The 20,295-nt window shown below is 68.1% G+C and carries 19 protein-coding genes and 3 pseudogenes; 14 read left to right on the top strand and 8 right to left on the bottom strand.

Annotation, left to right across the window (positions count from 1 at the left end; genetic code table 11):
* Position 1: 1 nt before the first annotated feature.
* The 8 genes from DKT69_RS22585 (at position 2) to DKT69_RS22620 (ending at position 8,783) form a co-directional block, all read left to right on the top strand.
* The gene (locus DKT69_RS22585) at positions 2-886 is read left to right on the top strand and encodes a Cgl0159 family (beta/alpha)8-fold protein (RefSeq protein WP_236648168.1); all 885 of its coding nucleotides are present in this window, start codon (positions 2-4) and stop codon (positions 884-886) included.
* On the top strand, positions 883-1,800 hold the full coding sequence (gene iolB, locus DKT69_RS22590; RefSeq protein ID WP_109803515.1) for a 5-deoxy-glucuronate isomerase: 918 nt from the start codon (positions 883-885) through the stop codon (positions 1,798-1,800). The genes DKT69_RS22585 and iolB overlap by 4 nt, the downstream gene beginning before the upstream one ends.
* Positions 1,797-3,743 (top strand): 3D-(3,5/4)-trihydroxycyclohexane-1,2-dione acylhydrolase (decyclizing), encoded by a 1,947-nt coding sequence (gene iolD, locus DKT69_RS22595; protein ID WP_109803516.1) that lies wholly within the window; start codon positions 1,797-1,799, stop codon positions 3,741-3,743. Before iolB ends, iolD begins: the two co-directional genes overlap by 4 nt.
* Positions 3,740-4,636 (top strand): TIM barrel protein, encoded by an 897-nt coding sequence (locus DKT69_RS22600; protein ID WP_109803517.1) that lies wholly within the window; start codon positions 3,740-3,742, stop codon positions 4,634-4,636. Before iolD ends, DKT69_RS22600 begins: the two co-directional genes overlap by 4 nt.
* Positions 4,637-4,768: 132 nt before the next feature.
* Positions 4,769-5,758 carry a sugar ABC transporter substrate-binding protein gene (locus DKT69_RS22605; protein ID WP_109803518.1) on the top strand — a complete coding sequence of 330 codons (990 nt, stop codon included), beginning with the start codon at positions 4,769-4,771 and terminating at the stop codon, positions 5,756-5,758.
* Between the two features lie 6 nt (positions 5,759-5,764).
* Positions 5,765-6,820 (top strand): ABC transporter permease, encoded by a 1,056-nt coding sequence (locus DKT69_RS22610; RefSeq protein WP_109803519.1) that lies wholly within the window; start codon positions 5,765-5,767, stop codon positions 6,818-6,820.
* The gene (locus DKT69_RS22615) at positions 6,817-7,755 is read left to right on the top strand and encodes an ATP-binding cassette domain-containing protein (RefSeq protein ID WP_109803520.1); all 939 of its coding nucleotides are present in this window, start codon (positions 6,817-6,819) and stop codon (positions 7,753-7,755) included. Before DKT69_RS22610 ends, DKT69_RS22615 begins: the two co-directional genes overlap by 4 nt.
* Positions 7,752-8,783 (top strand): Gfo/Idh/MocA family protein, encoded by a 1,032-nt coding sequence (locus DKT69_RS22620; RefSeq protein ID WP_109803521.1) that lies wholly within the window; start codon positions 7,752-7,754, stop codon positions 8,781-8,783. The genes DKT69_RS22615 and DKT69_RS22620 overlap by 4 nt, the downstream gene beginning before the upstream one ends.
* A gap of 73 nt (positions 8,784-8,856) precedes the next feature.
* Here DKT69_RS22620 and DKT69_RS38475 read toward each other — a convergent pair whose 3' ends face one another.
* A complete protein-coding gene (locus DKT69_RS38475; RefSeq protein ID WP_161557927.1) occupies positions 8,857-9,078 on the bottom strand; it encodes a hypothetical protein in 222 nt (73 codons plus the stop codon).
* A gap of 112 nt (positions 9,079-9,190) precedes the next feature.
* Here DKT69_RS38475 and mmsA point away from each other — a divergent pair.
* Positions 9,191-10,309, top strand: a pseudogene (mmsA, locus tag DKT69_RS22630) (CoA-acylating methylmalonate-semialdehyde dehydrogenase); the annotation flags it as partial.
* Positions 10,310-10,336: 27 nt separating this feature from the next.
* On the opposite strand, the gene DKT69_RS22635 reads toward mmsA, so the two are convergent.
* Entirely contained in the window at positions 10,337-11,434 is a 1,098-nt protein-coding gene (locus tag DKT69_RS22635; protein ID WP_109803522.1) for an integrase core domain-containing protein, read from the bottom strand.
* A gap of 396 nt (positions 11,435-11,830) precedes the next feature.
* Here DKT69_RS22635 and DKT69_RS38480 point away from each other — a divergent pair, with 396 nt between their 5' ends.
* Positions 11,831-12,766, top strand: a complete 936-nt coding sequence (locus DKT69_RS38480) for a hypothetical protein (protein WP_161557928.1) — start codon at positions 11,831-11,833, stop codon at positions 12,764-12,766.
* Between the two features lie 159 nt (positions 12,767-12,925).
* The gene (locus DKT69_RS22645; RefSeq protein ID WP_236648169.1) at positions 12,926-13,150 is read left to right on the top strand and encodes an integrase; all 225 of its coding nucleotides are present in this window, start codon (positions 12,926-12,928) and stop codon (positions 13,148-13,150) included.
* Between the two features lie 167 nt (positions 13,151-13,317).
* On the opposite strand, the gene DKT69_RS22650 is transcribed toward DKT69_RS22645, so the two are convergent.
* The 5 genes from DKT69_RS22650 to DKT69_RS22670 form a co-directional block, all read right to left on the bottom strand.
* Positions 13,318-14,229 (bottom strand): NADP-dependent oxidoreductase, encoded by a 912-nt coding sequence (locus tag DKT69_RS22650; protein WP_109803524.1) that lies wholly within the window; start codon positions 14,227-14,229, stop codon positions 13,318-13,320.
* A gap of 131 nt (positions 14,230-14,360) precedes the next feature.
* Positions 14,361-14,654 (bottom strand): MmcQ/YjbR family DNA-binding protein, encoded by a 294-nt coding sequence (locus DKT69_RS22655; protein ID WP_201749803.1) that lies wholly within the window; start codon positions 14,652-14,654, stop codon positions 14,361-14,363.
* A gap of 45 nt (positions 14,655-14,699) precedes the next feature.
* Positions 14,700-15,347, bottom strand: a complete 648-nt coding sequence (locus tag DKT69_RS22660; RefSeq protein WP_074311759.1) for a nitroreductase family protein — start codon at positions 15,345-15,347, stop codon at positions 14,700-14,702.
* 61 nt (positions 15,348-15,408) lie between these two features.
* The gene (locus tag DKT69_RS22665; protein ID WP_109803525.1) at positions 15,409-16,230 is read right to left on the bottom strand and encodes an isocitrate lyase/PEP mutase family protein; all 822 of its coding nucleotides are present in this window, start codon (positions 16,228-16,230) and stop codon (positions 15,409-15,411) included.
* Entirely contained in the window at positions 16,217-16,837 is a 621-nt protein-coding gene (locus DKT69_RS22670; protein ID WP_201749804.1) for a carboxymuconolactone decarboxylase family protein, read from the bottom strand. Before DKT69_RS22670 ends, DKT69_RS22665 begins: the two co-directional genes overlap by 14 nt.
* A 136-nt stretch (positions 16,838-16,973) precedes the next feature.
* On the opposite strand from DKT69_RS22670, the gene DKT69_RS22675 reads away from it, so the two are divergent.
* The 3 genes and pseudogenes from DKT69_RS22675 to DKT69_RS22685 all read left to right on the top strand — a co-directional run bounded on the left by DKT69_RS22675 (position 16,974) and on the right by DKT69_RS22685 (position 19,491).
* Positions 16,974-17,609: a TetR/AcrR family transcriptional regulator gene (locus tag DKT69_RS22675; protein ID WP_109803526.1), complete on the top strand. Its 636-nt coding sequence runs from the start codon at positions 16,974-16,976 to the stop codon at positions 17,607-17,609.
* Between the two features lie 135 nt (positions 17,610-17,744).
* Positions 17,745-18,464, top strand: a pseudogene (locus DKT69_RS22680) (IS6 family transposase).
* 342 nt (positions 18,465-18,806) lie between these two features.
* Positions 18,807-19,491 (top strand): annotated as a pseudogene (locus DKT69_RS22685) (IS6 family transposase).
* 247 nt (positions 19,492-19,738) lie between these two features.
* On the opposite strand, the gene DKT69_RS22690 reads toward DKT69_RS22685, so the two are convergent.
* Positions 19,739-20,149 (bottom strand): YybH family protein, encoded by a 411-nt coding sequence (locus tag DKT69_RS22690; RefSeq protein WP_109803527.1) that lies wholly within the window; start codon positions 20,147-20,149, stop codon positions 19,739-19,741.
* Positions 20,150-20,295: the final 146 nt, after the last annotated feature.

Below are 20,295 nucleotides of genomic sequence, written 5' to 3' on the forward strand. Positions count from 1 at the left end.
CGTGACGACCACCATCGCCGATCTGACCGAGATCCGAGTGCGCGAGCCGCAGCGGATCGCCGACAGCTGGGCCGCCCGCCGGCGTCGGCAGCTCGTCGGCGTTGACGGCAGGCTGCTCATCGTGGCCGCGGACCACCCGGCCCGCGGCGCGCTGGGTGTGCGCGACGCCCGTCAGGCCATGGCCTCGCGCAGCGAGCTGCTGGAGCGCCTGGTCACCGCGCTGTCCCGGCCTGGCGTCGACGGCGTTCTCGGCACGCCCGACATCCTCGACGACCTGCTCCTCATGGGGGCGTTGGAGGACAAGGTCGCCATCGGGTCGATGAACCGAGGCGGTCTGCAGGGCGCGGTTTTCGAGCTCGACGACCGGTTCACCGCGTACACGGCCGACGAGATCGCGGCCCGGGGGCTGGAGGGCGGCAAGATGCTGACCCGGATCTGCCTCGGCGATCCGGGTACGGCAGCCACGTTGCAGGCGAGCGCCCGCGCGATCACCGAGCTCGCGGCCCACGGCGTCATGGCGATGGTGGAGCCGTTCCTCTCGGTTCGGGAGACCGGCCGGGTGCGTAACCTCCTCGACCCCGACTCGGCCATCACGTCGATCCACATCGCTGCGGGTCTGGGGGCCACCAGCCAGCACACCTGGCTGAAACTGCCCGTGGTCGACGACCTGGAGCGCGTCATGGACGCCACCACGCTGCCGACGCTTCTGCTCGGCGGTGACCCGACACGCAACCCGGACGACACGTACGCCGCGTGGGGCAAGGCGCTCGTCCTGCCGGCCGTGCGCGGCCTGGTCGTCGGGCGGACGCTGCTCTTCCCGCCGGACGGTGACGTGGCCACCGCCGTCGACATCGCTTCGGGACTCGTGCACCGGGGCCGGCGATGAGCGACAACGGACGCTGGGTGTATCCCTTCGGCAGCTCCGGCGACGGCGACTTCCAGGTGTCCATCACCGACGACCTCTGCGGGTGGAAGCACACCAGCCTACGGGTGGCGACGCTGGCATCGGCCGTTCAGGTGAGCCTTGACCTCGGCGACAGCGAGGTCATCGTCGTGCCCCTTCAGGGCAGCTTCGATGTCACGGCGGTCGACCACGCGGGAGAGCGCCACGAGGCCAGGCTCGCCGGACGGACCAGCGTCTTCGCCGGTGCGACCGACGTGGCGTACGTCCCGCGCGGCGCCAGCCTCACGGTGCGCAACGCCGGCGAAGACCCGGCCAACGTGGCCCTCTGCGGCGCGAAGGCGACGAAGCAGAGGCTGCCGCTGCCGTTCCGTCACGTGGCTGCCGCCGACGTCCCCGTCGAACTGCGCGGCGCCGGCATGGCCTCGCGCGAGGTGCGCAACTTCGGCGTCCCGCAGGTCCTCGACGCCGACTCGATCATCGCGTGTGAGGTCATCACGCCGGCCGGCAACTGGAGCTCCTATCCGCCCCACAAGCACGATGAGGAGCGCGACGGGGTGGAGACCGAGCTGGAGGAGATCTACTACTTCGAGGTCCGGGCGGAGTCCCCGGCCGACGGGGCCGACCCCCTCGGCTACCAGCGCGTATACGGCACCCGAGAGCGGCCGCTGGACGTCTTCGCCGAGGTCCGCTCGGGCGATGTCGTCCTGGTACCGCACGGCTGGCACGGCCCCGCGATGGCCCCGCCCGGTTACGACCTCTACTACCTGAACGTCATGGCCGGCCCCGGCGCGACCAGGGCCTGGCTCATCTGCGACGACCCCGCCCACACCTGGGTGCGGGACTCGTGGGCCCGGCAGGATGTCGACCCGAGACTGCCGATCGGAGGACCCCGATGACCGCCGGCGCCGACAACGTACGCCTGACCGTGGGACAGGCCGTCGTGCGCTTCCTGGCCAGCCAGTGGAGCGAGCGCGACGGCCAGCGCCAGAAGCTGTTCGCCGGGTGCTTCGGCATCTTCGGTCACGGCAACGTCGCGGGCGTGGGCCAGGCCCTGCTCCAGAACGAGCTGACCGAGAAGGAGGAGCGCCTGCCCTGCGTGCTGGCCCGCAACGAGCAGGCCATGGTTCACACCGCGGTGGCCTACGCACGCCAGAAGGACCGCCTCCAGACGTGGGCGTGCACCGCGTCAGTCGGCCCCGGCTCGACGAACATGCTCACGGGAGCCGCCCTGGCCACCGTGAACCGTCTGCCGGTGCTGCTGCTGCCCTCCGGCACGTTCGCCACCCGGGTGTCCGGGCCGGTGCTGCAGGAGCTCGAGGCGCCCAACGCCGCGGACGTCACCGTCAACGACGCCTTCCGCCCGCTGTCGCGCTTCTTCGACCGGGTCAACCGGCCGGAGCAGCTGTCCTCGGCCCTGCTCGGCGCCATGCGTGTCCTCACCGACCCGGTGGAGACGGGGGCGGCGACCATCGCGCTACCGCAGGACGTGCAGGCGGAGGCGTTCGAGTGGCCGGTCGACCTGTTCGCGCCGCGGATCTGGCGGATCGCCCGGCCGGTTCCGGAGGCCGTCGACGTCGCGGACGCGGCCACGCTGATCCGCTCGGCGCAGCGGCCGCTCATCGTCGCCGGTGGCGGGGTGCACTACTCCGGCGCGGAGCAGGCGCTGCGCGTGTTCTGCGAGGCCACCGGCATCCCGGCCGGGGAGACTCAGGCCGGCAAGGGCGCGCTGCCGCACGGTCATCCGCAGGCAATGGGCGCGATCGGCTCGACGGGCACGACGGCCGCCAATGCGCTGGCTCGGGAGGCCGACGTCGTCATCGGCATTGGCACCCGCTACAGCGACTTCACCACCGCTTCGCGCACCGCCTTCCAGGATCCGGGCATCCGCTTTGTCAACATCAACATCGCCCGGTTCGACGCCGGCAAGCACGCGGGCCTGCCGGTCGTGGCGGACGCCCGCGAGGCCGTCACCGCCCTCACCGCGGCCCTCGAGGGGTATGCCGTGGACCCGGCGTACCGGGACCGGCAGGTAAGGCTGTTCCGCGACTGGGACGCGCGGGTGGAGGCCGCCTACCACCCGCCCGCCGAGGTCACCGACGCGCTCGCCGCCGGCGTCCTCACCCAGGGCACGGTGCTCGGCTGCGTCAACGAACTGTCCGACCCGAGGGACGTCGTCGTCTGCGCCGCCGGCTCCATGCCCGGCGATCTGCACAAGCTGTGGCGGGTCCGGGACCGCAAGGCCTACCACGTCGAGTACGGCTACTCCTGCATGGGCTACGAGATCCCTGGCGGTATCGGGGTGCGGCTGGCCGACCCCGACCGGGACGTCTTCGTCATGGTGGGCGACGGCTCCTATCTGATGATGCCAACGGAGCTGGTCACGGCGGTGCAGGAACGGGTCAAGGTGATCGTCGTCCTGGTCCAGAACCACGGTTTCCACTCCATCGGCTCACTGTCGGAGTCCCTCGGCTCACAGCGGTTCGGCACCAGGTACCGCTTCCGCAACGACGCCACGGGCCGGCTGGACGGCGGGAAGCTGCCGATCGACCTCGCCGCCAATGCCCGCAGCCTCGGCGCGACGGTCATGGAGGTGCGCAGTCGCGGGGAACTCGAGCAGGCGATCAAGGATGCCAAGGCCGCCCCGGCGGACGGCGGCCCTGTCGTCATCCATGTGGAGACCGACCCCACCGTTTACGCCCCCGACAGCGGGTCGTGGTGGGATGTCCCGGTCAGCCAGGTCAGCGACCTTGACACCACCCAGCGCGCCCACGCTACGTACGCCGGGCACAAGGCCACGCAGCGCCCACTGCTGGCGCCGACCGAGAGGACGAACCTATGAGCGGGCCAGCCATGATCGCCAGCGCCCCCGACAGCTGGGGCGTGTGGTTCCCCGACGACCCCCGACAGACTCCCTGGGAGCGTTTTCTGGACGAGGTCGCCGCGGCCGGCTACACCCGCATCGAGCTGGGGCCGTACGGCTACCTGCCCACCGACCCGTCCCGCCTGCGTGACGAGCTCGACAAGCGGGGGCTGACCGTGACGGCCGGCACCATCTTCGAGCACCTGCATCGGGCCGACTCGTGGGACACCACGTGGAAGGACGTCTCCGCGGCGGCCATGCTGACCGCGGCCATGGGCGCCCGGCACCTTGTGGTCATCCCGGAGTTCTGGCGCGACCCGCAGACCGGGACGGTCCTCGAGGACGCGCTACTGACCGACGAGCAGTGGGTGGCGTACGCCGCGCAGATGAACCGGCTCGCGCGGCGCATCCGCGAGGAGTTTGGCCTGCAGATCCAGTTCCACCCCCACGCGGACACCCACGTGGACACGCACGAGAACGTGGAGCGGTTCCTCCACGAGACGGACCCCGACCTGGTGAGCCTGTGCCTGGACACGGGGCATATCTCCTACTGCGGCGGGGACAATCTCAAGCTCATCGGCGACCATCCCGAGCGGATCGGGTACGTGCACCTCAAGCAGGTCGACCCCGCTGTCGTCGCCGCCGCGCACGAGCAGGGCATCGGCTTCGGCGAGGCCGTGCGGATGGGCGCCATGTGCGAGCCACCGACGGGCATCCCCGACATGCCCCCCATCCTCGACGCCCTGGCGAACCTCGACGCGGACATCTTCGCCATCGTCGAGCAGGACATGTACCCGTGCCCCGCCGACAGACCCCTGCCCATTGCGACGCGGACCCTGACGTACCTGCAGTCCTGCGGCCCGCTGCGCTGACCGGCTCCCGCCCGGGAGCAGCTGATGACTCTGTCAAGCCACCGACGATCCCCCAACAGGCGGTACCACCGCCTGACCCGTCCCCCGACATCCGTCCCGACGACGTGGCGGATGAAGAAAGGCAGAAACGACATGATCCGTAGATCCCGCATATTCCTGCTCGCGGCCGGCGCCGTGACCGCTCTCGCCCTGGCGGCGTGCAGCTCCAGCGGAGGCAAGCAGACCACCGAGGGTGACGCCGGCAAGGCCGGCACCGCCAGCACCCCGAGGATGACCGTCGCCTTCATCACCCACGCGGCCCCGGGCGATACCTTCTGGGACCTGGTCCGCAAGGGTGCCGAGGACGCGGCGAAGAAGGACAACGTCGACCTGCAGTACCAGTCCGACCCGGACGGCGCGAACCAGGCCAACCTCGTGCAGTCCGCGATCGACAAGAAGGTCGACGGAATCGCGGTGACCCTGGCCAAGCCGGATGCCATGAAGGCCAACGTGCAGAAGGCCGCTCAGGCCGGGGTCCCGGTCGTCGCCCTCAACGGCGGCATCGACGCGTGGAAGAGCATGGGCGTGCTGGGCTACTTCGGCCAGGACGAGAGGATCGCCGGTCAGGCGGCCGGCCAGCGGCTCACGAAGGACGGCGCCAAGAAGGCGCTCTGTGTCATCCAGGAGCAGGGCCACGTTGGCCTCGAGGCCCGGTGTGACGGGGCGAAGGACGGGTTCCCGAACACCGAGAAGATCTACGTCACTGGCACCGACATGCCGAGCGTCCAGGCGGCGATCACCTCGAAGCTCCAGCAGGACAAGAGCATCGACCGCGTGCTGACCCTCGGCGCGCCGTTCGCGCTGACCGCCGTCAAGTCGGTCAAGGACGCCAACAGCTCGGCAAAGGTCGTCACCTTCGACACCAACAAGGACCTCGTGGCCGCGATCAAGGGCGGCCAGGTCGAGTGGGCGGTCGACCAGCAGCCCTACCTGCAGGGCTACCTCGCGGTCGACAGCCTGTGGCTCTACAAGACCAACGGCAACACCATCGGCGGTGGCCAGGCGACCCTGACCGGTCCCGCGTTCATCGACAACACCAACGTCGCCGCTGTCGAGAAGTTCGCAAGCAACGGCACGAGGTGAGTTGACATGACTGCTACGGCCACGGAGCCGAGCAGGGGGTTGGCGGCCCGGGACGACCGGGTCGCCACCCGCCCCCTGGCGGCACGGCTGCTGAGCCGCCCTGAGGTCGGGTCACTCATCGCCGCGATCGTGATCTTCCTGCTGTTCATGGCGGTCGCGGAGCCCTTCCGCAACGTCGCCAACGTCGGAACGATCCTCTACGGGGCCTCGACCATCGGCATCATGGCCGTCCCCGTGGCGCTGCTCATGATCGGCGGGGAGTTCGACCTCTCCGCCGGCGTCGCGGTGACCACCTCCGGGCTCTCCGCGTCCCTGCTCGCCTGGAACTTCGGGCTCAACGTCTGGGTCGGCATCCTGCTGGCGCTGGTCGTCTCCGTCGCGATCGGCGCGTTCAACGGGTGGCTGCTGCTCAAGACCGGACTGCCGAGCTTCCTGGTCACGCTCGGCACCTTTTTCATCCTGCAGGGCGTCAACCTCGGCGTCACGCGGCTGCTCACCGGCAACGTCGCCAGCGCCGACATCAGCGACATGGACGGCTTTGCCAGCGCACAGAAGATCTTCGGGTCCGAGGTGACCCTCGGGCCGGTCAACCTGAAGATCACGGTCCTGTACTGGGTCGTGCTGACCGTCATCGCCGCCTACGTCCTGCTGCGTACTCAGATGGGCAACTGGGTGTTCGCGGTGGGCGGTGACGCCGCCGCGGCGCGCGCCGTCGGCGTACCCGTCCGGGCGACCAAGATCGGCCTCTTCATGGCCGTGGGGTTCTGCGCCTGGCTGTCCGGCATGCACCTGCTGTTCCAGTTCAACACCGTGCAGTCCGGCGAGGGCGTCGGCAAGGAGTTCATCTTCATCATCGCCGCCGTCATCGGCGGCTGCCTGCTCACCGGCGGCTACGGCTCGGTGGTCGGTGCGTCGCTCGGCGCGCTGATCTTCGGCATGACCCAGCTCGGCATCAACTACGCCGGCTGGAACCCCGACTGGTTCAGGACGTTCCTCGGCGTGATGCTGCTGCTGGCGACGCTGGTGAACATGTACGTCAAGAGGAGGGCGGATCTGCGATGAGCACCGCGACCACCGAGCGGCACGACGTCGCCGGTCACTCGAACACCCCCATCCTCGAACTCGAGAACGTGGGCAAGAGCTACGGCAACGTCCACGCCCTGCGCGGTGTCAGCCTCAACGTCCGCCAAGGCGAGGTCACGTGCGTTCTCGGCGACAACGGCGCCGGCAAGTCGACGCTGATCAAGATCATGTCCGGCCTGCACGACCACACCGACGGCACGATGAAGCTCGACGGCGTGGCGCGCCGGTTCGGCTCGCCGCGGGCCGCCCAGGCGAGCGGGATCGCGACCGTCTACCAGGACCTCGCGCTCGCGCCGCTCATGTCGGTGTGGCGGAACTTCTTCCTCGGCAACGAACTCCGCAAGGGGCCGTTGCGCACCCTGGACATCGCCCGGATGAAGCGCATCTGTGAGGACGAACTGGGCAAGATGGAGATCGTCGTCCCCGATCTCGACCGGCCGGTCGCGGGCCTCTCCGGCGGCCAGCGCCAGTGCATCGCGATCGCCAGGGCCATCTACTTCGGGGCGAGGGTGATCATCCTCGACGAGCCGACCGCGGCGCTCGGTGTCAAGCAGTCCGGTGTCGCCCTGCGGTACATCGTCAAGGCTCGCGACGCCGGCCTGGGCGTAATCTTCATCACCCACAATCCGCACCACGCCTACCTCGTCGGCAACCACTTCATCATCCTCAAGCTCGGTCGGGTCGTGCTGGACGCCCATCGCGACGACCTGACCCTCGAACAGCTCACCACGGAGATGGCGGGCGGCCAGGAGCTCGCGGAGCTCAGCCACGAGCTGCGCGGGATCGACCCGGGCAAGGTCATCGAGCCCGGGGAGGTCGAGCACGGTCACGTCGAAGCCCCCGCTCTCAGCCGCGAGGAACTCAAGGCCGTGGAGCGCGAAGAACGCGAAGAAGAGGAAGAGCCGAGGGCATGAGTGCATCGCCCCTGCGGGTCGGAATCATCGGCGTCGGCATGATGGGCGCCGACCACGCCGACCGGCTCGTCCACCGCATCGCCGGAGCGGAGCTGGTCGCGGTCTCCGACCCGGACGCCGCCCGGGCCGCCGACCTGGCCGCGCGCTTCGCCGGCGTACGCACCGTTCTTGACCCGCTCGAACTCATCGCGGACAAGGGCGTCGACGCCGTGCTCATCGCCTCGCCCGGCTTCGTGCACGAGGAGCAGGTTCTCGCCTGCGTCGAGCACGGCAAATACACCCTGTGCGAGAAGCCGTTGACGACGGACAGCGAGTCCTCGCTTCGCGTGGTCGAGGCCGAGCGGAACAAGGCCGGTCGGCCGCTGATCCAGGTCGGCTTCATGCGGCGCTTCGATCCCGAGTACGCCCGGATGAAGCGACTGCTCGACTCCGGTGACCTCGGGCGCATCGTGCTCGTGCACAACACACACCGCAACAAGACGGTCCCGGAGACGTTCCGCTCGGAGATGATCGTCAGCGACTCGCTGGTGCACGAGGTCGACGTGTGCCGCTGGCTCTTCGACGACGAGATCGCCACGATCACCGTCCTCGCGCCGAAGCCGACCGGCAGGGCCGCCGACGGGCTACTCGACCCCCAGGTGGCCATCTTCCAGATGGCCGGCGGCGGCATGGCCACGACCGAGGTCTTCGTCAACTGCCAGGTCGGCTACGAGGTCCGCTGCGAGGCGGTGGCCGAACTCGGCAACGTGACCGTCGGCCTGGGGCAGGACATCTTCGTCCGCAGCGACAACCACTACGGCGGCCACATTCCCGACGACTTCCGCGACCGCTTCGCCCGCGCCTACGACCTGGAGGTCCAGGCCTGGGTCGACGCGTCACGCCGAGGCGAGGTCGTCGGGCCCACCACCTGGGACGGCTACGCCGCCACGGCGGTGTGCACGGCCGGCCTGCAGTCCCTCGCCACCGGCAGGCCGGTCCCGGTCGACCTGGCCGACCGCGCCGAGGTCCTCCGGGGCGCGGCGACGTGAAGCTCGCCCTTGACCCGTACATGTTCCGGCGGGTCCCCCTGTTGGAGCAGCCGGCTCTGGTCGCGGACCTGGGCTACGAGTGGATCGAGCTGTCGCCGCGGGAGGACTTCACCTCCTGCGCTACGTCAACCCGCCCGGCTCCCAGCTGACCGTCCACCAGCACCTCGACATCGGGCAGGGCGACGTCGACTTCGACGAGTCCTTTCTCGGGCCTGGAGTCGATCGGCTTCGACGGCATCGTCACCACCTGTGTCTTCGCCTGGGAGGAGCGGGCCCGAGAGTCCAGCACCTTCATGCGCGACGCCGTCCGCGACCATCTCGGCCGGTGGGTCACACCGTCCACCTTCGAATCCCTAGACCATCCGGCACACGCCGCCCAGCCCGCACGCGGAAGGACCGTGAGCACCGTGAGCACCGAACCCGTCCGCATCACCCGTCTCATCGCGGGTCGCCTCTGGGACCGCACCTCAGAGCGCACCAGCGAGGTCTTCAACCCGGCGTCCGGAGACAAACGGGCCGCCTCGACCTGGCATCCGCGGACCTCGTCGGCGAGGTCGTCACCACGGCCCGAACCGCGTGGGAGGCCTGGGCCAACACGTCGCTGGCCAAGCGCACACAGGTACTCTTCACCTTCCGCGAGCTCCTCAACGCCCGAAAGCATGAGATCGCCGCGCTGATCACCGCCGAGCACGGCAAGGTGCTAGACGACGCGCTCGGCGAGGTGACGCGGGGCCTCGAGGTCGCCGAGTTCGCCTGCGGCATCCCTCAGCTGATGAAGGGCGGGTTCACCGAGAACGCCTCCACCAAGGTGGACGTGTACTCGATCCGGCAGCCGCTGGGCGTCGTCGCCGTGATCTCCCCGTTCAACTTCCCCGCCATGGTTCCGCTGTGGTTCATCCCCATCGCCATCGCCATCGCCTGCGGCAACGCAGTGGTCCTCAAACCCAGCGAGAAGGACCCGTCGGCGGCCGTGGCCGTGGCCCGCCTCTGGACCAATGCCGGTCTTCCCGACGGCGTCATGAATGTTGTGCACGGCGACAAGGAAGCCGTCGATGCGCTGCTGACCCACCCTGACGTCAAGGCCGTCTCGTTCGTCGGCTCCACCCCCGTCGCCCGGTACGTCTACGAGACCGGGACGGCGCACGGCAAGCGGGTACAGGCCCTCGGTGGCGCCAAGAACCACATGCTGGTCCTGCCCGACGCGGATCTCGACCTGGCCGCGGACGCCGCGATCAACGCCGGCTTCGGCTCCGCCGGCGAGCGCTGCATGGCGATCTCGGCCCTCGTCGCGGTGGACAGCATCGCCGATGAGCTTGTCGAGAAGATCAAGGACCGCATGCGCAAGCTGCGCACCGGCGACGGCACCGGCGGATGCGACATGGGGCCACTCGTCACGGGCGCGCACCGCGACAAGGTGGCCGGCTATGTGGAGGCGGGAGTCGGCGCGGGGCGCGACCCTGGCCGTCGACGGCCGCAAGGACGAGTTCGACGGCGGCGACCAGGGGTTCTGGCTAGGCCCGACCCTGCTCTTGCCGAAAACTCGTCCGTGCAGGTCAGGCAGCATGCTCGTACTCGTGGAGGATGCCGCCGAGGCGATCGCGTCTTCGTATTGCGAGGCGGGCTATCTTGTCCGGGTCGGCGATCTGTGTGGGTAACGGGTACAGCGGCCGTGCGTTCGCGATCCCCTGGTGTGGGCGGTGTCCGTTGTAGAACTGTTCCAACTCGCGAAGGGCGTGGAGCAGGTGCCGCTGGTTCCAGATCAGGGTCCGGTCCAGTAGTTCACGGCGGCAGGTCTGTACCCACCGTTCCATGATCGAGTTCATTCTCGGCATCTGGATGCCGCTGAGGACGACGTCGATGTCCGCGTCGGCGAGGATGGCGTCGAACATATCGGGGAACTTGCCATCCCGGTCGCGGACCATGAACCGCGCCCGGGAGCCGTTGTCTTCGAGGTCCATGACGAGGTTCTTCGCCGCCTGTGCCACCCACGCGGTGGTTGGATGCGGGGTGGCGCCCAGGATGTGGATTCGGCGGCTGGCGTGCTCAATCACCGCGAACACGTACATCCGCGCTCCCGCTGGGGTGACTGTCTCCAGGAAGTCACATGCCAGCAGGACGTCCGCCTGGGAGCGCAGGAAGTCGGACCAGGTGCTGCCAGCGCGCTCGGGCGCCGGGTCGATCCCGGCCTCCTTCAAGATCTCCCAGACGGTGGACGCGGCCACCTTCACCCCGAGCACCAGCAGTTCGCCGTGCAGGCGCCGGTCGCCCCAGCTGGGATTCTTTCGCGCCAGGCGCAGCACCAAGGCCCGGACGGAGTGCACAGTGCGCGGCCGACCCGGGCGCTTGGGTCGGGAAACGGCCGCGTGACGGCGGGCGACCAGATCGCAATGCCAGCGCAGCACCGTATCGGGGCGCACCAGCAGCCGCACTCGGCGCAGCGCGTCGCGCGGCAGCCGGTGTAGCAGGGCCGCCAGGAACGCCCGGTCACTCGGGTCGAACCGAACCTTCTCCTTGCCCAGATGGCGTTCCAGCACCGCGATCTGATGGCGCAGGGCAAGAATCTCCACGTCCTTGTCCCGATTGCTCATCGGCAGCAGTCGCAGCACCGCGAACGCGTTCGTCACACCCAAGTACGCCAGTCGCAGCAGCACGGCAGCCCATCATGCCGCATCGATCACCAGCTACGCCCAAGCCCAGCCCCCAGCAACCGGGCCTACATCGCCACAGCGGCCCTCACCAGGGCGGATGGGTTTCGGCAGGGGCGCCGCCGATCTCGTACCGTCGCTGAGCCGCTTCCGCCCACGACGGTCGAAGCTGCCGGGCCATCCACGGGCCAAGGCTCACGTTTGGACGGAAGGGCCGGGGCCGTTGCCCTCGGCGGTTCACTGCCTCGGGCGACCGGGTGCAGAAGTCCTTCGGACCCCGACCTTCCGCGCGGTGAACAGTACGGGCGCCCACTGACACTCGGGCGCCAGTTAAACCGGATTTAATCCGCCAATAAGCGGTCGATTAGCCATAGCCGTTCGCTCAGCGAGGAGGTGCGCGGCGTGCCGATCGACGTGGAGCAGGGCAACCGCCCGGGCTGGTGGATGAGGCGGCTGTTCTTCCAGCTCAACGATCCGTGCTGGCGCCAGCGGCTGTGGAAGCTGCACAACTACTACGCCCGCTCGCCGCCGCTGCCCGAGGGCGCGGAGGCGGCGCGGGAGGCGTTCGAGGCGTTCCAGCGGCACAGCCGCTCCAACTTCGCCGAGCTGGTGGTGTCCGCCGTCAGCGAACGAATGACACCGGTGGGGTTCCGCGCCGCCCGGGACGAGGACGTCACCGGCGACGCCGAGGCGGCCGCGGTGTGGGAGCGCGCGGGCCTGTCGGTGGTGTCCTCGGACACCCACAGCAGGATGCTCTCGCTGCACGACCACGTACAACCGCGCTCCGGTCAGGGTGACGGTCTCGAAGAGGTCGCAGGCGAGCAGGGCGTCGGCTTGGCAGCGGAGGAAGTCGGCCCGGGTGGTGGAGGTGCGCTCGGGCGCCGGGTCGATCCCAGCCTCGTTGTGGATTTCCCACACGGTGGAGGCGGGGGTCTTGATCCCCAGGACGAGCAGTTCGGTGTGGATGCGGCGGTAACCCCAGCTGGGGTTCTCCCGAGCCAGGCGCAGCACCAGGGCGCGGATGGAGCGGACGGTGCGTGGCCGGCCCGGCCGTTTTGGCCGGGAATTGGCAGCGTGGCGACGCGCGGGGAGGTCGCGGTGCCAGCGCAGCGACGTGTCCGGGCGCACCAGCAGCCTGAGCCGATGGAGCACGCCCAGCGGAAGCCGGTGCAGCAGGAGGGCGCTCGGTCGCTGGGGGAGAACCGCGGCCGGGTCTTGCCCAACTGTCGCTCGAGGACCGTGATCTGGTGGCGCAGCGCCAGGATCTCCACGTCCTTGTCCCGGTCGCTCATCGAAAGCAGCCGCAGTAACGCGAACGCGTTCGTCACACCGAGATAGGCCAGTCGAAGCAGCACAGCCGATCATCATGCCGCGGGTGGGAGAGACAGTCGGGAGAGGAACCGGGTCCTGCGCCCGCCGTCAGGATCCGCTTACAGCTGGTCCCACCTGGGCCATTAGGTTTTCGGCAGGGGCAGGGTGCAGACCTGTCGGCGTGAGGTGCTGGACCGCACCTTGATCTGGAACCAGCGCCACCTCTGCCAGGCCCTGCGGGAGTTCGAGCGGTTCTACAACTCCCATCGGCCGCATCAGGGCATCGCGAACGCCCGACCGCTGCACCCCTTGCCTCGGGCGATCACCGATCCAGGGCAGATCGCCCGCCTCGACATACGTAGGCGTGAACGCCTGGGCGGCATCCTTCACGAGTACGAACACGCCGCGTGACCTGGGCGGACGAGGTTTCCGGCAAGGGCAACGTGTAGCCCGGTGATGCGGTCGCCGTCGATGGTCAGGGGCAGGGAGAAGGGCGGTGTGTCACGAAGGCGCTGGCCCCACATGACGCACGAACACCATCATTTCGGACGATCTGCAACGTCCTTCTACCGCGGACGTCAGAACTCGAGGACGTACTTGACCCCACCAGAGCGGCCGCCCGCGACCTGGTCCGCGATCGCGGCGCCGTCCTTGATTGGTGTCGTCTGGACGTCAAATCTCAGTTCGCCGGAGGCGGCGAGTGCCGCGAGTTCGCCGAGTGCACGTCCGTCGGGCTGCACGTAGAGGTCCGAGGTGGTGATTCCGCGAATCGGGTCGGGTGCGTCCGAGGTGATGGAGGTGAGGCGGCCTCCGTCGGTGAGCAGTCCGATCGCGTCCTCGGCGGTGCCTGTCGCGGCGATGAGGACGGCGTCGAATCGGCGATCGCTCTTCTGCGCCCAACCGTCAGCGTGGGTGTCGATGACCTCGCTGGCGCCGAGGGCGCGGAGCTGATCGGCGCGGGCCGGCCCGGCACCGGCGACGATGTCGGCGCCCCGGAGGTGGGCGAGTTGCACGGCCAGTGACGCGGTGGGGCCGGACGCTCCGACGACGAGCAGGCGGGTGGTGGCGTCGACGTGGAGCTCGTCGAGGGCCTGCTGGGCGGTGAGCCCGGCGACCGGGAGTGCCGCCGCAATCTCCGGAGCCAGGTTCTCGGGCAGTCGTGCGACGTGCGCGGAACGGACTAGGACGCGCTCTGCCCAGGTGCCGCTGCCGCCTGGCAGGGGCGCCTCGTGGACCAGCACGAGGTCTCCCGTGCGGAATTCGGTCTCGTCCGGGCCGGTCGCGGTGACGCGGCCGACGGCTTCGACGCCCAGAGCTGCGGGCGGAACGAGGCCGACGTCCCATCCGCCCGTGTGAAGCAGGGCGTCCCACGGCCCGATCCCTGCCGCGACCACCTCCAGGACGAGCTCGCCCGCGTCAGGCTGGCGGGGGTTCGGAAGGTCGAGGATCTCCAGAGCGCCGTTGGCGGCTCGAACACCGAGTCCGATCATGGTTCTTCCTTCTGTGTTGATTCTGTTCGTGCGTGTTTCGGGTTTCAGGCGGCCGGGTTCGTGCTCGGGTCCACGGGCCGCTTGGATTTCGGGAGTTTGTCGACCACGAGCCGGTAGGAGTCGGTGACGAGTTACTTCACCAGGTTCTCGTCGAGGCTGGGCCCACCTGCTGCCGTGATCCAGTGCTTCTTGTCCATGTGGTAGCCGGTCGTGATCTCTGCGTACTGCTCGCGCAGCCCAACGGCCTCGTCCGGATCGGCCTTCAGGATCACGACGGGGTGTCCCGGCATGTCGGTCATGAGCATGAAGACCTTGCCGCCCACCTTGTACAGCTCCCAATTCGGGCCGACACGGTGCTCGAACGTCACGTCCGGCAGCTCTGTCGCGTACTCGTTCGCGACCTTCTGGAGTTCCTGTCCGTCCATAGCTGATCAACTCCTCTAGCGATCGGTTCGCCCGGGCCGGGCCGCTCAGGCGAAGGTGAACAGACGCTCGGGCTCGAACCGCGACACCGGAGTCTTGTACTGCTTCGCCTCGTCGGGGTAGCCGAGCGCGAGCAGCACGGTGGTGGTGTATCCGGTCGCGCGGATGTTGAAGGCCTTGTCCACGCTGATCGGGTCGAAGCCTTCGAGCGGCATGGCCTCGACGCCGAGCTCGGCGGCTGCCATCATCGTCAGACCCATCACCATGTAAGTCTGCTTCTCCATCCAGTGGTAGGTGTCCTTGTAGCTGTATTTGCGCAGGCTCACGAAGTCGCGGGTCATCGATTCCCACCGCTCCTGCTTAGCCTCATCTGCGAACCGGCCGTCGGCGCGCTCCTTGGCGAACACCGCTTCGAGGTGGTGCTCGGGCACATCGGCCCGAGTGGTGAGGATGATGGTGTGCGAGGCGTTGAGGATCTTCTCGGCGTTGTCCTGGAACCGCTCGCCGAGGTTGGCCGCCAGCCGCTCCTTGCCCTCCTGACTGGACACGACGTAGAAGTGATTCGGCTGGATGTTCGTCGACGTGGGAGCCGAGCGCAGGAACCTCAGCAGCTGCTGAAGAGTCTCATCCGGGATCGTCTTGCTGCCGTCGAAATACCGGCTGAGGTGCTTGCTCATGAGCTTGTCGAGATCCATGTCATCGTGCTTTCTGTGCGTGATGAGTTGAGGGGTTGTAGATGGTGAAAGTCGGATACGGCTAGGGTTTGCGGGCGAGGAGTTCGCCCACCCGGTCGAAGCTGATGCCTGTCGTGGCCGAGGCGATGTCGCCGGCCTTGAGCGCCGTGGCCGCCTGTTCGAGAGCACCCATCGCATGCGTGTAGAGCGCAGGGCCCAGGCTGATGCGCTTGACCCCGGCCTTCTGCAGTTCAGAGACGGTCAGCACCTGGTCCGCCGGTGAGATGAGAACGTTCACGGGTGTCGGCGCGACGGCGGTGACGATCGCGACCAGGGACTCGAGGTCGGGCGGGAACGGCGCGTAGAGCACGTCGGCGCCGACCTCGGCGAAGGCCGTCAGCCGTCGGATGGTGTCATCGAGGTCAGGCCGCCCCTGGATGAAGTTGTCGGTGCGAGCGGTGACGACGATGCGTCGCTTCGCCGCGGCGACCGCACTGCGAACCCGGCCTACCGCGTCGTCGAAGTCGCGGATCGGGTCATCGGGATTCCCGGTGGTGTCCTCGATCCCGATGCCGGCCAGCGCGTGCGCGACGGCACTGTCCACAGTCACGGCGACGTCCTCGGCGGTGACGCCGTAGCCGTCCTCGAAGTCACCGTTGACGGGCAACCCCGTGAGCCGGCCGAGCAGCTGTGCGTGGTCGAGATGCTCGTCGCGGGTGATGCTGTGGCGTCCGTCGATGCGGCCGAGCGCGGCCGCCAGGGCCGCCGACGACGTGCCGATGGCCTCGAAGCCGGCATCCGCCAGGACCAATGCCGACACGCCATCCCAGGCGTTCGGCATGACGAGGCCCCCTTCTCGGGTGTGCAGTGCCATGAACTTCTCATAGAGCTCAGAACCGGGCATGTCGTTCCTTTCCGGTGCGGTCGATCAGGGCGAGGGTTCGACCGGTCGGGCCGCTGTTCTCGCGAGTTTGGTAAGCGCTCATGCGAGGTCGGGGGCCGGGATGTCGACGTCGGTCAGGTTGACGTTGTTGAGGTAGTTGGTCAGCAGTGCCCGGACGACCAGCGTGACGATCGCCAAGATCTCCGGATCGGTGTACCCCCTGGATGGCCGCGAGGTCGGCATCACTGACCCGTCCGCGCGTCTCGATGACCCGCTGGGCGAAGCGAGCCACCGCAGCCCGCTTCGGATCGACCGAGCTTCCCGCCCGCGCCAGCTCGATGTCCTCCACGGACATGCCGCCCTTCAGGGACCCGGCCGTGTGCAGCGCCAGGCAGTAGTCGCAGCCATCGGCTTCGGACACGGCCAGCGCGATCGTGTGGCGCGTCCTCGCGTCCAGGAGCCTGCTCGCCTTCGTCTGCACCGTCATGACGAGATCGAGGACGGTCGGGTTCGACGCGAGCATGGTGAACATGTTCGGTACGAAGCCGAACTGCGCGCCGACCTGGTCAAGCGTGCTCCGCACGTCGGCGGAGGGCTCATCGGCAGGAAGAACGTTCAGGCGTGGCATGCGAAATCCGCTCCGGTCCATGTGGGTGGTGGTCGGTAACCGACCTGGGTCAAGTTTTGGGCTGCGTAGCCCACTTCCTAGATACAACACTACGCAAGACTGGGCTGTCAAGCCCACTTTGGTTAAGATGTGAATCATGAAGTCCACGACGACAGCGCCAGAGCCTCGCCAGCTCACCGAGAAGGGGCAGGCGACGCGTGCCCGGATACTGGAGCACGCCGCCGCGCTCATCTACGCCGAGGGCGTCCACGCCACGAACAACGACAAGCTCCGGCGCGCCGCCGGCGTCAGCGGGTCGCAGATCAACCACTACTTCCCGACCAAGGAGAGCCTCGTCCTGGCGGTGATCGAATGGCAGGCTGAACGCGTCCTCGGGCTCCATCACAGCGAACAGTTCGACGGCTTCGAGAGCCTCGAGGGGTTTCGGAAGTGGGCAGCGTTCTATATCGGGTATGAACGCGCCTACCACGAAGGCTGCAGCCTCGGGTCGCTCGCCAGCGAGATCATCAAGACCGACCTCGACGTTCACGATGAGCTTGCGGATGCGTTCGCCCAGTGGCGAGAGATCTTCCGCGACGCGCTCCTCCGCCTGCAGCGGCAGGGCCGTCTGAGCAACGAGGCCGACCCCGAGCAGCTCGCGAGCCTGCTCCTCGCCGCGTTCCAGGGCGGCATGCTCCTCGCACAAGTCGCCCGGGACATCTCCCCCCTCAGGGACGCCCTGGAAGCCGCTCTCGACTACATCGAGACCTTCGCGATCCCACACGACACATAGGCAGCTGGAACCGAATCCGCCGCTCGAGTTCCCTAGATCGGCCGTCCATCATCGGCGCATCCCTGACACCGATGCCGAGGGCGACGTGCGGCTCCGTTGCATTGAGCGTTGGCAAGATCGAGGCAGACTTGAGCAATGAAGTCATCGACCCGTCCACGCTCGTGGCTGCCGCCGACGTCAGCGTTCGCTGGCTTCCGGTTCCCGACCGAGGTTATCGTGGTCGCGGTGCGCTGGTATCTGCGGTTCAACCTGTCCTACCGTGACGTTGAGGAGCTACTGGTCGAACGCGGCGTCGAGGTCGACCACGTCACCGTGTTCCGGTGGGTGCAGCGGTTCACCCACTGCTGGGCCACGCCGCCCGGTTCCGCCGGCATTCGCCAGGCGGCAGGTGGCACGTCGACGAGACCTACGTAGGTCAACGGAGTCTGGCGGTACGTGTACCGGGCGGTCGACCAGTACGGGCAGGTCATCGACGTACTGGTCTCAGCCCGCCGTGACGCCAACGCCGCACGGAGATAATTCTTGCGCCGGGCACTTTCCACGCTGAAGGTCAAGCCCACCGAGGTGGTCACCGACGCCGCCGGGGTCTACCCCGCCGTCCTCGACGAGTTGATCCCGCGGGCGTGGCACCACGTCGAGCAGTACGCCAATAATCCGATCGAGGCTGATCACAGTCGGCTCAAACATCGGTTGAGGCCGATGCGAGGGCTGCGAACGGACCAGACAGCGCAGGTGATCATCGCCGGACATGCCTTCATGCAGAACCTTCGGCACGGCCATTACGAACTCGCCGTCGACGCCCCGCCGGCTACGCGGGTCGCGGTTGCGTTCACCGCACTCGCACAGGCGATCTGAGCGGCGGGACCCGGCACGGGTTGAACGCCGTCCCCGGTCCCACAATGCAACGACGCCTCTCAGCGTTGGGCGGAGGCGTCACGAAGGAGGACGCCAGCGACCTCGCCTTCCGGGCCGTCCCAGACTATGCCGTGCGGCTGGCCGAGAAGCGGTGGACGTTGGAGGTTGCCCGCAAGCCCCGATTCATAACGTCGGATGCACCCCTGGTGCTGTGGTCACCGCCGTCACCACGTGACGCCTATCGCGGGATAGGAATCAGGAGAGCGGGCTCCGTTGCGTTGACTGTTGGCATGATCGAGGCAGGCTGGAGCAGTGAAGTCGTTGACCCGCTCTCGGCCGTGGCTGCCTCCGAAGTCGGCGTTCGCCGGGTTCCGGTTCCCGCCGGAGGTAATCGTCGTCGCGGTGCGCTGGTATCTGCGCTTCAACCTGTCCTACCGGAACGTTGAGGAGCTGCTGGTCGAACGCGGCGTCGAGGTCGATCACGTCACCGTGGTCCGGTGGGTGCAGCGGTTCACCCCGCTGCTGGCTGACGCCGCCCGATTTTGCCGCCACTCACCGGGCGACCGGTGGCACGTTGATGAGACGTACGTCAAGGTGAACGGGGTGTGGCGGTACGTGTACCGAGCGGTCGACCAGTACGGGCAGGTCATCGACGTGCTGGTCTCGACCCGCCGCGACGCCGACGCGGCCCGGCGGTTCTTCCGACGCGCGCTGTCCACGCTGAAGGTGACGCCCAACGAGGTGGTCACGGATGCGGCGCCGGTCTACCCCGGCGTGCTGGATGAGCTGATCCCGCAGGCATGGCACCACGTCGAGCAACACGCGAACAACCCGATAGAAGCCGATCACAGCCAGCTCAAACACCGGTTGAGACCGCGGGCTACGAACCGACAAGACAGCACAGGTCATCATCGCCGGACACGCGTTCATGCAGAACCTGCGCCGCGGACACTACGAACTCGCCGTCGACGCCCCGCCGGCAACGCGCGTGCCTGCGGCGTTCGCCGCCCTCGCCCTGGCGATCTGACCGCGAACCGACACGGGTTCACCGCGTCCGTCGATCCCACAACGCAACGGCACCTTCGGGCGCTCAGGTCCAAAATCTCGACCACATGAAGCGCGGTGGTATTACCCAACCGGCGGCCCGTTTACGTGAGGCTTGAGCGTGGAAACCTAACCTTCCGTGATACGGGCAGTTTCACCACGTGCCGGTGACCGTCGACGCCATGCTGAAGGGTGGGTCCATCGCCGGGAGCTGCCGTGGCGCACACGTGTCAGGCGGGCTGTCGCAATCGCACCGCCGTCCCAAGAGCATTGTCGATCAGGTACCGCCAGCGTCCATCCGCGCCGCGGCGCACGACATCACTTGCCGAGCCTTCGACGTGTACGTGCTCGCCGTCGGGACCTGTGCCATCAATTGACCAGTCTACCACGATCTGGGCGATATCGCCGGCAACGAACACATGGCGCGCCTTGGCCTCCAGCGGCAGACCGAGACTGATATCGCGCTGGAGTTCGGCAGCGATCTCGGTGGGATCAGTGACGGGTCGCCCGTCTCTCGCGACGAACACGACCCCCGGCTCGAACTGGGCCATCATTGCGCTGACCTTGCCGGAGTTGAATCGCTCAACCAGCGACGCGACGACGCCTTCGGGTTCAGTGGCGAGTGGATAGGACTCCGACATTTTGCCCTCCTGCTCGTGTTGGTTGAACTGCGATGCGGCGATTACGACTCAGCGCTCCGTCGATCTACCCAGGCGGCACTGACCTAAACTCAAGGCCGTTTGGTGATCAATGGTTCCGTTTTCGGCTGGGGTGGGGGGCTTGGAAT

Source organism: Micromonospora sicca (assembly GCF_003172935.1).
In the GTDB taxonomy this organism is placed as follows: Bacteria; Actinomycetota; Actinomycetes; order Mycobacteriales; family Micromonosporaceae; genus Micromonospora; species Micromonospora sicca.